Origin of the sequence: Halorubrum sp. ASP1 (assembly GCF_005435135.1) — an archaeon.
Lineage (GTDB): Archaea > Halobacteriota > Halobacteria > Halobacteriales > Haloferacaceae > Halorubrum > Halorubrum tropicale.
The window spans coordinates 168,430-180,884 of sequence record NZ_SGUA01000007.1 but is presented as its reverse complement, the minus strand read 5'-3'; the positions used below and the strand labels follow the sequence as shown (position 1 = coordinate 180,884).

11 protein-coding genes are annotated in these 12,455 nt (G+C 52.8%); 10 read left to right on the top strand and 1 reads right to left on the bottom strand.

Annotated features, from left to right (window positions below; all coding sequences use genetic code 11):
* Positions 1-2: 2 nt before the first annotated feature.
* The 7 genes from EXE48_RS12235 (at position 3) to EXE48_RS12210 (ending at position 8,459) form a co-directional block, all read left to right on the top strand.
* Positions 3-2,198, top strand: coding sequence for a type II secretion system F family protein (locus tag EXE48_RS12235; protein ID WP_137711615.1), 2,196 nt, complete (start codon positions 3-5; stop codon positions 2,196-2,198).
* On the top strand, positions 2,199-2,693 hold the full coding sequence (locus EXE48_RS19415) for a DUF7287 family protein (RefSeq protein ID WP_443984490.1): 495 nt from the start codon (positions 2,199-2,201) through the stop codon (positions 2,691-2,693).
* Complete coding sequence (locus EXE48_RS12230) at positions 2,684-3,397, top strand: DUF7288 family protein (RefSeq protein WP_443984489.1); 714 nt, start codon at positions 2,684-2,686, stop codon at positions 3,395-3,397. The genes EXE48_RS19415 and EXE48_RS12230 overlap by 10 nt, the downstream gene beginning before the upstream one ends.
* A 37-nt stretch (positions 3,398-3,434) precedes the next feature.
* Positions 3,435-4,370, top strand: coding sequence for a hypothetical protein (locus EXE48_RS12225; protein ID WP_137711613.1), 936 nt, complete (start codon positions 3,435-3,437; stop codon positions 4,368-4,370).
* Positions 4,371-4,408: 38 nt separating this feature from the next.
* A complete protein-coding gene (locus tag EXE48_RS12220; protein ID WP_137711612.1) occupies positions 4,409-4,936 on the top strand; it encodes a DUF7266 family protein in 528 nt (175 codons plus the stop codon).
* Positions 4,933-5,703 carry a DUF7289 family protein gene (locus EXE48_RS12215; protein ID WP_137711611.1) on the top strand — a complete coding sequence of 257 codons (771 nt, stop codon included), beginning with the start codon at positions 4,933-4,935 and terminating at the stop codon, positions 5,701-5,703. The genes EXE48_RS12220 and EXE48_RS12215 overlap by 4 nt, the downstream gene beginning before the upstream one ends.
* Before the next feature lie 305 nt (positions 5,704-6,008).
* Positions 6,009-8,459 (top strand): ATP-dependent DNA helicase, encoded by a 2,451-nt coding sequence (locus tag EXE48_RS12210; protein ID WP_137711610.1) that lies wholly within the window; start codon positions 6,009-6,011, stop codon positions 8,457-8,459.
* Here EXE48_RS12210 and EXE48_RS12205 read toward each other — a convergent pair whose 3' ends face one another.
* Complete coding sequence (locus EXE48_RS12205; RefSeq protein ID WP_158295125.1) at positions 8,460-9,065, bottom strand: metal-dependent hydrolase; 606 nt, start codon at positions 9,063-9,065, stop codon at positions 8,460-8,462.
* Positions 9,066-9,129: 64 nt separating this feature from the next.
* On the opposite strand from EXE48_RS12205, the gene EXE48_RS12200 reads away from it, so the two are divergent.
* The 3 genes from EXE48_RS12200 to EXE48_RS12190 all read left to right on the top strand — a co-directional run bounded on the left by EXE48_RS12200 (position 9,130) and on the right by EXE48_RS12190 (position 12,430).
* A complete protein-coding gene (locus tag EXE48_RS12200) occupies positions 9,130-9,366 on the top strand; it encodes a hypothetical protein (RefSeq protein WP_137711608.1) in 237 nt (78 codons plus the stop codon).
* Between the two features lie 107 nt (positions 9,367-9,473).
* A complete protein-coding gene (locus EXE48_RS12195) occupies positions 9,474-10,019 on the top strand; it encodes a hypothetical protein (RefSeq protein ID WP_137711607.1) in 546 nt (181 codons plus the stop codon).
* Positions 10,020-10,072: 53 nt separating this feature from the next.
* Positions 10,073-12,430, top strand: coding sequence for a DUF8186 domain-containing protein (locus EXE48_RS12190; RefSeq protein ID WP_137711606.1), 2,358 nt, complete (start codon positions 10,073-10,075; stop codon positions 12,428-12,430).
* Positions 12,431-12,455 lie beyond the last annotated feature (25 nt).

The window sequence follows — 12,455 nt, the reverse complement described above, 5'->3', positions numbered from 1 at the left end:
CAATGAGCTCACCAAGCGCCGACCGGCGGATGAGCAAAGAAGAGGGTACTGTCCCGAACCACTCACAAATGTCTGTAGATGGCAAGTCAGAAGAAGTGTCTCCCGACCGCCTTCCTAACACTTCAAATGACATTTCGGTTAGGTCGATTAACGCCCGACTTGCCCGGTATCTGGATCCTGAAAAACGGCCACTCTCTCTACTCCCAGATCAATGGATACGGGGGAATAGAGACGTTCCAGTAGACCTATTCGCCGCACAGACATTTACTCTGGCGACTGTTTGCGGATTGGTGTTGGCACTCACGATAGCAGTCATTGTCCCCGCGACCGGTTCGGTGAATTCTCTCCCAACCGTTATCCCGGTACTCAGTAGCCTTCTGGCCGGCTTCTTTGGGGTTGTTATCTACCGGTTCGGGTCAACCGCCTCAAAGGCAAGTAACAGGGAAGATGAAATCAATGCCGTCCTCCCGGACGCGATTGGCTTCATGTATTCTCAGGCGGAAGGGAACACGAACATCTATGCCGTAATCGCCGCAATGAGCGAAGCTGAAGACGCTTATGGAGCCGTCGCAAAAGAATTCCAAAGTGTCACTCGGCGCTGTGAGTACTTCGGTACTGACCTCAAGCAAGCGCTTCACGACCAAGCAGAAGCGACCCCCTCTTCAGAGATGTCTCGCCTGTTTAGCGACATGGTGACCTTCATCGAAAGCGGTGGGAATATCTCTGAATTCTTCTCACGAGAGAACCAGAAGGCCTTCGAGCGCGTAGAAAACCGCCAGCAAGAACAACTCGACTTCGTTGACATGCTGTCCACGATGTACGTACCGTTCTCGACTGTTCCCGTTCTGTTGGTGTTGATCATAGCGGGGATTAGCTCTTTCCGACCTCTCGGGACAACTCCCTTGTATCTCCTTAGCTACGTCCTCGCACCGCTCATCCCTATCGCGTTCATGCTAATTGCTGATTTCATTAGTCCGTACAGTGACGAGCAGACTTCGCTTTCAATCGACCGAGGCGAGCGTCAAGTTCTATCGCCATCCGCTTACGCTAGCTCGGACGCGGAAGAGGATGAACCCGCTACGGACGATGACAAGACCACGCTTCGTACCCGCACGGGTGTGTTCGGTGGCCGGAGTCGCGCGAGTAAATCCGACGAAATCACCCCGTCGTCAGCACTTCACCCTGCGTCGGAGGGCATAGTCAAGACAGATTCAGCTACAGACCTTGCTGAGAGTAGCTCCGCATTTGACTCTGTTCCCAACCGAGAACGGTTCTACCGCATCCGATCGATTTTCACGAACCCGCTGAGCTACTTCACTCTAAAGCCCCAACACGCGTTCATCGTCAGCCTACCGCTAGCGATCGCTGCCCTTGTAGGGGCGATTGTGTACGGATACGTTCCAGCGCCAAGTCAGGAAGCCGCAATCAACGCCCCTATCGAGACGACAGCATGGTGGGTTATGCTGCCAGCAATCGTTGCCCTAGCGCCAGTGTCGTTCTTCCATGAGCTAGGGCGACGAAAGAGGCTGTCCGTCCGCTCAGAGTTCCCGAGCGCACTCCAGAAGATTTCCTCGGCAAACGAGACGGGGATGACTCTCTTCGAGAGCATTCGAGAGGCGTCTACTGAGCAGGCAACCCAAATCAACGAGGAACTCAGGATCATCGAAAATAAGGTCGCTCTTGGTGTTCCAGTTGAGCAAGCTCTCGTTGAGTTTGCGAATGCTCATAAGGATTCGCAGATCTCTCGGACCACTCGACTCCTGATTGAGGCTCAGCGTGCCAGTGAGCGGGTTTCAAACGTGCTTGACGTCGCGATCTCTGCTGCGGTTTCACAGGAGGCCCTCCGAGAGCAGCACGCGTCTGAAACAAAGTCGTTTGTCGCGATGATCTCTCTGACGACGGTCATCGTGATTGTCGCAGCCACGGTTCTCAGCCAGACACTCGTTCCACTCATCAGCGGTGGCAGTATGGGTCCAATACCCGGCGCTGGGGTGGACGTGGGATCCAGTTCGGGAGGGTTAAACCCTGACGTACTCCGAACAGTATTGTTCCACATCTCGTTCCAATATGCCGTGCTAGGCGGCCTGTTCAGTGGATTCCTCGCTACTGGCGAGTTCAAGAGTGGGTACAAGTTCGCACTCGCCGGGATGGTAGTTGCCACCGTAATCTGGGTCGTCTTCGAAAGTGGGCTGATCTAAATGAGGTCCAACTCCACCGACTCGTATCAAGACGATCGGGCACAAACAGTAATTGGGTTCGTGATTGCGGTCTCCACGTTTGTGCTTATCATCGCGGTCTTATTCGCGTCGCTCGGCGGCGTACTAACCACGCCAATCACCAATCAGGCCGACACGACGGAAGAGGCAGCACAGACGGCTCAGACTCTCGTCGTAGACACTCTATCGGCACACACAACCTCGTCACCTACGACGACCCAACTCTCCCACGAGAAGGTAGTAGAGTTTTTTGACAACGACAGCCCCCAATTAGACAACGTTACCGCAGGCGATAACCTCTCATCGCGAGTAACACTCGTTTACATTGGCCCACAGGAACCACCAACGGCATTCGGTTCTAACCGGACGCTCGTCGTGGGTGACCAGCCGCCAAACTCCAATGTGGCATCGTCGTATACGACAACAGCAGTACTTGACGACCGCCCTGTAATGGTTGAGGTGGAAACATGGCACTAAGGAGTACGCAATCATCTGATAGAGCAGCTGCTTACATCTTCGAGACAGTTGCCCTACTGGCAATTCTCGGAATCGCTGTCGTAGGTACGGTAACGGTGACTGGGATCACCCCTGCCTCTATAGCTGATACTACGCAGGTCGAGCAAGGGGCAACTGTGGGCGAAGAAGTAGATGTTGCTCTGTCTGCGTCGGTTAGTGACGGTTCGCTCAAGCAGACGGTCCTCGCATGGGACGACGACTCTACTAGCGCCATCCCGGCCCCGAAGTTCGCGGACGGAAGTGGAACCCCTGCGGCTGGTGACTTCGGACAATTCATCAGCTATCCAGATACCGCATTCGGCAAGCGACTGGCCCACATCAGCGATCAACATGATATTCAGCTAAACGTCTATGTCATCCCGCAGTATCCTGAATCGTCGGGTGACAGTTCCTCACCACGTCAGCGCGCGAATCGAATCCCGATCATCCAACGGGGGACTCCCGATGAAACCGCACGGACTATCCAAACGACGATCCCGATCTACGATCAAGACCAGCTCAGGTCACCGGCTAACTCGCACAGCATGACCACCCCTGCTGTCGATACCACTCAGGGAGAGGGTACTGTCGCGAGCTCATCCAGTTACCCGATACCACAAGGATACAACACCAGTAACCGCGTCTACAACGTGGTTACTGTACAGGTGGTGGTGTGGGATGTCTAGTCGCCCGTTCCAGAGTGATATGCGAGGGCAAGTACTCATGGTAACGGCTGTAGTCATCAGCTTGTTCTTCGTGACAATCATCGGCTTTGGGTACGTCGCCCAATCATCGACGAGTCAGGCGGCGACAGGCCCGACAGACTTCACAAGTGAGTCCGATAGAGTTGTTCAGCTTGCTGACTACAGTATGACAACTGCTATTCAGTCAGTCAACCATGACGAAACTCTGGGATCTCAGACTGCCCGTGAAACCGCTGTCCGTGAGACTCTCATAGCGAGCGTCTCCGGACTCAGCGCCGATGGCAAGTTTCGTGGTTACGACGTCGACGTCGAACTCGTCGAATACAATGGAGAAAAAACAGTCGCCGGCACCCGAGTGACCCAAAATCAAAACTCGGTACTGAATGGCACTGATAGCGCCGGAAACCCTGTCTCAAATTGGACGGCCGTATCTGGCGCCAAGCAGACCAGCCAAGCGGTCTTCTCCCTCGAGTCAGACGAACTAGCCACTGCCGGGGACCAGAACCCATTCACACTGAAACTATCCAACAGTAGTACCAGCCAGAACGTGAGTGTTTTTCAGAATGGCGCGGATATCGTGCTTGAACACGATGACGGTCAGTGTTCAATCGAGGCACCGTCTGAGGTAACGGTCGACTTCATATCTGGGACGGTTAACGGGATGTCCTGTAGCGGGTATGATGTGCCATCAACGATCGAAACAATAGCAATCGCGAACGGCCACAACGCATCTGGCACGTACACGATTGTCGGCCTTGGAGAGCCTTCCGCAATTGCCGGTTCAGAAGTCGGTGTGACTTCTACCGCACCCAGCTCGTCTAGCGCCGATACCCCGACCGGCCACCACGTCGTGTATGCCGTACCAGTCAAGTTGACTATCGCAACCGATCACACAACAACTACGCGGCTCGTCATAGTCGCTCCCGGCAAGCCAGTAAACCCACTACCAACCTGATGATTCGCTCAAAACAACTCACAGAAGACGAGAGGGCGGTGACATTCACTGTTGAGTATGTCACCACCTTCCTAATCGCACTCCTCTTACTGACGGGCGTTACCCCGATCTTCGCAGGAGGGGCCAACGATATTCAGCACCAGACGACCCAGTCAGAATTCGATCGGATAGGGGCGGAAGTCGCCTCGGCGGTCGAAACAGTTGACCACCATCAGTCGCAGCATGATACTGTCGAGTCACAGACTGGCATCACAACCGATTCAAAAGCCACAGTACGGTTAGAAGTTCCAGAGAAAGTTGGCGGGTTATCTTACTGGATACGTGCTGAAGGCAACAAGATCGTTATCGAACCCACCCGCTCAAGTGAAGTGGAAGCACGAGCTGAATTCCCGGTGGATATCAGCGGAAATGTAACTGCGAACGGTGGTACCCCCGGAGGGCATGTCACCATTAGCGTGAATCAGACAACCGGAAACATCCAAATTCGTCCCGACTCCACATCTGGCGCGGTCGCATTCAAACCAAACTCGCTGGCGACTTCGCCGCTTCAAGGTGGTGATCTATGAACCAGTCAAAAACACAGTCCAACCAGCGGGCTCTGGCCCCAATTATCGGCCAAATCCTCATTACATCTCTCGTTGTGGCGGCCGTCCTCAGCGTCAGTGCTATTGCGATCCCAGTAATCGAAGAGAATCAAGCCTCAATTCAGCAGGAGGTAATGCTAGACGCCACTGAGCAGTTCGAAGAAGAACTGATGGCTGTCGCGTCGACGAACATCTCTCGAGCCACATCTATTGACGCACCAGCCGGCACCGTTACACTGGGTGAAGAAACCACTACGATACAGTTTGAAGACACAGATTCAGCACAAACTCATACAATCAGAAGTAGTAACGTCGGGTTCACAGCCGGTGGTAGCGAACTCACATACGAAGCGGGGTTACTCAGTAGGTCTCTTGGGCCACAAAGCAGCCAAATTGAGAGCGAACCAGCTCAACAAGTCACTACTGGATCCTCTTCGCGATACGCGATCCAATTCGTCGAGCTCAACGTTACCGAGACTCGCCGGCTTACCAGCGGGCGCGCATTCAACTTCCAGACGTATATTGTGCCCCGTGGCGCACCTCAAACGTCCGTATTTGATTCAAACAACTCTGGAGACATCCGCGTCACCGTCGATACAAATAGTACAGCGGCTTGGGAATTCTACTTTTCCAACCACCCCGGATTCGAGAATGTCTCCACCAGCAGTGGTGAAGTGGTTGCCGATGTATCACCCGACACCACACTCCAAGTGACCTCAACGCCGATCTCTGTGCGAGCCGAACAGTAGTCAACCTGTTCAGCTGGCTACCCCCCTTGCCGCCCCGATAGATCCTTAGCCAACTCCCTCCACTCAAGCCCTATCCAAGGGTAATATGTAAGGGGCCGTCGTATCCTAATTTCAATAGAATTCGCATACCCCACTCGCATGATCTTCAACTCAACATTTTGGCCACATATCCAGACACGTCACGCAACAAGCAAAGCCACCACAAACGGATTTCAAGACACTACCAACATGCTGGAACGGCTTCATTCTCCGAACTACTTGACAGTCCGAACTGCCACTGGTGTTCTGCGAGGCCGATTCGAATAATGGCCAGCCAGAACGAAGAACCGATCGAGGTTCATCCTGAAGACCTCTGGGACATCATCTTCCCATTCCCCAACGCGTATGATGCTCAGTCAGAGGGCATTCGAGAACTTATCAAGACATCCACGCACGAGGACGGTGGCTATACCGTCCTCGAAGGTGCCTGTGGCACGGGTAAGACGCTTCTTTCGGTTGTCGCCGGGATCTCTTTGGTCCGCTCTCCGATGACGGACTTCAATAGGATCTTTATCACGACCAGTGTCAAACAACAACTTGAGGCGTTTGAAGACGATCTCGAAGCTGTCAACGAGCATCTTCGCGAACTTGACCCGAGCCAGTTTGATATACCAGATGAACTTCTCGATCCTATCACTGCCCTCTCCTTAGTTGGCAAGAAGGACGTGTGTCCGTTCAAATACTCTGGTCATATCGACCCAGACTACATCTACCAGAACTGTAGCGACTTGATGGACCGGACAGACGATATGATCAATTACTACGACGACAAGATGGATAAGGCATCTGCCGCTGAAAAACTCGCTGCCGATGCTCAATTAGCGCAGGGATCCGACCCTGAGAAATCACTTGACGTCGAAGACCCAGACACGCACCCGTACCCGGACACCCCACCACAGCTTAGCGGGAAGACGTATTGCCCCTACTACGCGCAGTGGCGACTCGACGACATCACCGACAACAAACCAATCAAATACACTGGGAGTGTTCTCACGCCACAGCGCCTTACCGAACGTGCGCTTCAGCAGGGAACTTGCCCACACGCAGCGATGAAAGAGATTGCTCCAGAGGCAGAAGTGATCATCGGAAACTATGTTCATATGCTCCAGCCGCAGACTGTCCGAGCCTTCACCCGACATCTGATGGGTAACGACACCTTCCTGATATGCGACGAGGCCCACACGATCGTATCTAAGGCCCGCCGCATGTTCTCAAAGTCGGTCACACTTACCGGGCTTAACCGATCTTGTGAGCAAATACAGCAAGTTATCGACTGGGCAAACAAAGGCCCAGTGGAAGCGTCTGAAGCTGTCCGAGATGCACTCTCACGGGCCAAACTCTCTCCTACTGATCTACAAGAATTCAAGCGATTAATCGAATTCACGATAGACCGCGCAGAAAAATCTATTCCAGATAACTTCTCCCGAGCAGACGCCTCCGCAAAGGAACTTCGGAATTACGGTGACTCACTGGAATACTCAGAGCATGTGCCGCTCCGAGACCCAGAAGAACCCGCCCCCGATGACATTTCGCTCCAATACGTCTACTCAGAATTTGGTGACAGAGACCCCCCAATCGCATCTCTTGGCGGGCAAGTTGGCGACGGGGTCAGGGAAGCATTCCATGAAGTAGCCAACGAACTTCCTGATGTCGACATTCCAACTGAAGTATACGCAGAGACTGTTGGACCGTTTATCCAACAGTATTACCTCCAAAATCACCGCGACTACTTCCGCGAAGCCGAAATTATCCCGCCAGATGATTTCCGCGCACCCTTCGGCAACGGCGCCCCAGAGCATCAAATCGATGTCCCTCAACCCATCTTGCTTAGCGTGAAAAACTGCGTTCCCGCTGGAAAGCTATCAAACTCATTTGACAACTTCGGGAGTGGAGTTTGTATGTCTGCTACCATCGCCCCACAATGGATATACCGGGGCGAAACAGGACTTAACTACCTAGATCATGAGATTACGGAACTCCAATACGGGCTTCAGTTCCCGGAAGAAAACCGGGCCACCTATGCGGTTGATCTCAAGAAGTTCACGTCTCGTAACCGCGAGACAAAATGGGCAAATTCGCAGGAAGAAAAGAAATCAATCCAGCGACTGAGAGATAATTACTACGAAGCAATCAAGGCTGTCGTCAGTGAGACGCCCGGTAATGTCCTTGTAGCTGGCCCCTCGTATGATGAAGGCGAATGGGCAGCTGACCGTCTTGAGAAAGACCCGGACATCACTAAGGAAGTCCTCTTGGACACTAGCAGCAGCAATGAAGCCACTAATAAGCTCAGAAAAGAGTTCATCGATGGCCCACCGAAAGTATTGACCACAGGGATGCTCGGAACCCTTACTGAAGGTGTTGACTTCGACGGTGATGCACTCAAAGCAGTCGCGGTCTTCGGCATCCCTATTCCGTATCTTGGCGATCCAGTCTCAGATGCCACCCAGATCGCATATAGCGATCTGTTCTCCGAAAGTGGAGACAGTAATGCAGGATTTCAATATGCCCACGGGATCCCCGCAATTCGGAAAGCTCGCCAAGCAATCGGACGGGTAATTCGATCAGGGTCTGATGTCGGTGTGCGAGTGTTAATCGACTCCCGGTACTGTTCAGGACCCTTCCACAGCCATCTTAGTGAATCTGAACGGGAAGAACTCGACGTCGTTTCCCATCGTTCGTTAGCAGAGGAAGTCAGCCAGTTCTGGAGCGATAGATAGTCAAAATCCACCTCCTCCAACTAAATGAGTACCTCCATAGACGAATGCTCCAATCATCGCTACAAAGCCTACTATCAATAGAGCGGTGTTTGAGGATTCATTCGATGCCTTTGTCAATTCGAACTTCACCTTTCGGTCGTCAACTGGCTCAAATGGGTTGATCCCCCACGGAGTGATCATGTCCCCTAGCAGATGGCTAAGAACGCCAGCAAACCCTCCGACACCACTAACAACCGCAATCCACTGAAGTGAGTCAATATCCACAACTGACTGTACAATGCTATTATTTGTATACAAAAAAGTCAATACAAGTAGAGATACGATACCCAGTAGAACTCCGTAAATCAGCCCAAACCAGACTGTGTGAAGAAATCCTCTATGTTTCACGACTGGCACGCGCGTGTCAACGTCAGGAAGCCCCCCGCCAGCAAGGAGAGAGCCAGTAAAGACAATGGCTTCCGCTACAAATCCACCCGCCAACAGTAGTCCGGTGAACGGCGCCGACACTAGTAACGACATCCCAGTGTGACCTCTCCGAAGCATATCAGAGTAGATGATAATGCGTACCAATAAATTATATCCAGAGGCCACTCTGAGAACAAGCACACACCACCACCACCAATTGTAGCATGGTGATTTATATGCGGGTGGATTTAGAATAGCACTCAACATGACTATCAAACCTCTCGGCGGCACCGGAAACACGGGTGAGGAGACACAGGCCACGGCCGTACTCTCCGATTCTCCTCTGCGGAAGATGGTAATCAAGAGCGAGTCGGCTGATGAGGAGATGTCTCGCACTGACGGCTTTGAAGGAACAGCAATTCCCCGGACAACAAAGCTGGTTGATACGGATCGGATGTCGGATAGCCTAATGGAACGAGCTCAGAAGATCACAGTTCAGTGAGCGTGGGAGAGTGGTCGTTTGACAAAGAACACGCCGATTAAGCATCCTTCGCCGGCAACTTCTCCTAATCAGATCTACCGGAAAACGTATAAGAGGGTGGAGAATGCATGGAGAATTACGAGGCTGCAAGAAACAACTTGTCCAGCCCGGGGTTGAGAACACCCACTACCATGAAACCAGACTTTGACACCACCGAGGACCGGAAGACCGAATCCTCGCATGACGGTCAGCTGTATAAGAGATTCAAACACAAGGTTCGGCAAGCCCTTCTCGGTGCTTTTGGCACACTGCTAGTTGCTGTCGCACCGGTTGTCGCAGATGATGAGACAACTTCCGCTTCTGAGGCGACGGACGCCATTTCATCGGTCATCGAGACCTTCACTGGCCTCATCGTCGAAATTGGTGCTGTTCTCCTGTTCGGCTACGCCGCTGTTTTGTTCATCCGAATGGGTATCTCTGGTTTCAGAAGCGATGGGCTCAAGCGCACCGCGATCACAATCGGCGCAGCAATTGCCCTCTTAATGTTCGAAGACGTCATCACGCCGCTCATTCGTGGTGTGGCACAGACTGGATCCGACGAAGCCTCGACGATCGTTGTTGACCCCAGCTTCATCAACTTCGCCACCGGAGTTGTGGGCTACTTCCCGATTTAACGACAACAGGCCCCGACATCAACTCTCAAACGTTGTGTCGGCACTTCATCCGCATGCGGGAGCATAGACCATTTCCCATTCATAATCGATCCATGATCAGTAACCCGCTCGCTGAGAGCCCTGAGAACAGTCGCATTGATACCCAACGAATAGCTGCTGTCTCCTTCTCGCTACTGCTTTTGGCAGCTCCTGTAGCACTCGCAGCAGGGACCGGACCGACAGCAGCGGCCGATTTTGGGGGCGTAGAGGACGCTGCTGGCAACGGCCCTTCCCCAGACCCTTCTGACAGCGTAATCGCTGTTATTTCCGGGCCAGATAACAGACACGACACTTCAGACGACCCGCCGGACTCGTCTGAAGATATTGTGGGCTGGACCCCACCGCCGCCTCCTCCGGGCCTTGACATCACGCCAATCCAGTATCTCGACCTTTGGGGACAAACGTACAATAGCAATGAGTCCGAGATTTTGTTGGAAGAAGCCGGCTTCTCTGAGAGTCAGATCACTAAGGGGGTAAAACAACAGAGTGACATCGTCTCGAGAGGTACAACGTACTCACTAGTCGCACACCACACCACTGCCGAGTGGAATGCGTATCTCAACCACTATGCTGCCGACACAAATGAGTCGGTTAGCCATGTGAAATGGAACACTGGTCGGAGTAGCGATACAAAAGACGGGTCGCTGTATCTGGAGGATGTTCAGTACGACTTGACGGCTATCGAGCCGAGTACTATCGTAACCGACCCGAACAGCGGAGACCCGGATACACACGGTGACGAAATTATCTATGTCGCAGGGGACACGATCGGCACCCACGGCACCTTTGATTACCGAATCGACGAACCAGACAATTCGATCGAATCTGGGACACGGACATTGTTTGATCTCGAAGAGACAGAAGTCCAAGGCCCGGATATCACCCTTGACATGGATAGTGGAGGGATCTATACAGGCAGTGGCTCAACGGCCAGCTCAACCACTGCCACAGAAGCGCAAATGTCGATTCCAGACTCACTCTCTGGTACTGGTGAGCTGACATCGGAAGTTGAAGTTGAGGTATCTTATACCAAGACGGTCGAGACCGAGATTTGTCCAGACCATGACGACGATGATGACGACGATGACGATGACTCGTCGAGCGGTGATGATAGCGGCGACGATAACGACGGTGGCTACGACCCCCCGTCAATGTATGACCCCGGCTCCGACCCCTCAAATGATAATGGCGATAGTGACGATAATGACGACGATGACGGCGGCGACAGCAGTAATGCCCCCAACCCCGGTCCCGGGAATAGCGGTGTAGTTAGCATCGACAGCCAATTGAACTCACCAAGCGCCAGCCACTGCTACTGGGAGCAGGAAAGTAGTGTAGAACTGAGCGATACAGTTACTGTTTCCAATACTGAGGAGGTTCGAATCGGCAATGGCGACGAGGTTACTGCCAGATATTGGGAGCCGAAGTCCGAAGCTGCTAGTGGATATATGGTTCTAGATACCCCTGACCACTGGGCAACCATCCAGCTGGCAGATGGGACTACACTTTCCGATCCCCGAGGTATCTACACAGAGCGGGACAAGTCGTATGGCCTAGCTGAAGCACGTACAGATGATGACGAAGAATACTACATTTCCGACTATAGGCCCGCTCGAAATTACTTCATCGGCACGTCAGAAACTGTGTCGATCACCAGTGGTAGTATTGTTGGGGATGCTGGGAGCGACTGGGCTGTGGGTCTCTCCGATGTTCAAGGAGACCGCGTAACACAAGATCCTCCGTCCTTGACCTCGCAAGGTTCCCGATCTCCCGAATTCATCCACGCAGATGAGATCCGATTATCCATCACCCAGCAAGCTGCCTCTCCCGATACCGATATCTTCGCTGATGGAATTCAAGCACGCGGACCCGCACCGGGACAAAACATAGACACGGAAACCGATAGGGCAGGAGTAGCGATCAAAGGCAACGTGACAGCAGAATACGTTGATGTCAACAACGGGACTGACGCAGACCCAGATTACCACCTCAAAATAACAACGACCGAGGAAGGGTCTGGAGATCCAATCGTTACCAGAAACTACCGCAACATCCGGGTCAAGATAACCGATCTCGGAAGTGAGGGGCAGGTTTCCATCGTCAACACCGACGTGGAAGGTGAAGCACTAGTTGATGTCGACGATACGTCCACGGTTGAAGCCGAAATCGTCAGCGAATTTGATCCTGTCTCAAATCTCTATATTGAGCCAGATTATGACCGAGCCAGCCAAACGAATGTGTCTGGATTCTTTGGTTATTTGCTGTCATTTGGGCTCTGGTTCGTATTAGCTCTACTCCCCCTCATTGTCGCAATAGCAACCCTTGAGCTAGCAATTAAGGGTAAGATCACTCTCATGGGCTTCTTGTCTTAACGATCAAAACGGGATACTGCCCCCG

Bases quoted from the DNA above. Each gene is read 5' to 3' on its own strand.
- EXE48_RS12235 (WP_137711615.1), top strand. From the start codon at position 3: ATGAGCTCACCAAGCGCCGACCGGCGGATGAGCAAAGAAGAGGGTACT.
- EXE48_RS12215 (WP_137711611.1), top strand. From the start codon at position 4,933: ATGAACCAGTCAAAAACACAGTCCAACCAGCGGGCTCTGGCCCCAATT.
- EXE48_RS12225 (WP_137711613.1), top strand. From the start codon at position 3,435: ATGGTAACGGCTGTAGTCATCAGCTTGTTCTTCGTGACAATCATCGGC.
- EXE48_RS12210 (WP_137711610.1), top strand. From the start codon at position 6,009: ATGGCCAGCCAGAACGAAGAACCGATCGAGGTTCATCCTGAAGACCTC.
- EXE48_RS19415 (WP_443984490.1), top strand. From the start codon at position 2,199: ATGAGGTCCAACTCCACCGACTCGTATCAAGACGATCGGGCACAAACA.
- EXE48_RS12200 (WP_137711608.1), top strand. From the start codon at position 9,130: ATGACTATCAAACCTCTCGGCGGCACCGGAAACACGGGTGAGGAGACA.
- EXE48_RS12195 (WP_137711607.1), top strand. From the start codon at position 9,474: ATGGAGAATTACGAGGCTGCAAGAAACAACTTGTCCAGCCCGGGGTTG.
- EXE48_RS12230 (WP_443984489.1), top strand. From the start codon at position 2,684: ATGGCACTAAGGAGTACGCAATCATCTGATAGAGCAGCTGCTTACATC.
- EXE48_RS12190 (WP_137711606.1), top strand. From the start codon at position 10,073: ATGCGGGAGCATAGACCATTTCCCATTCATAATCGATCCATGATCAGT.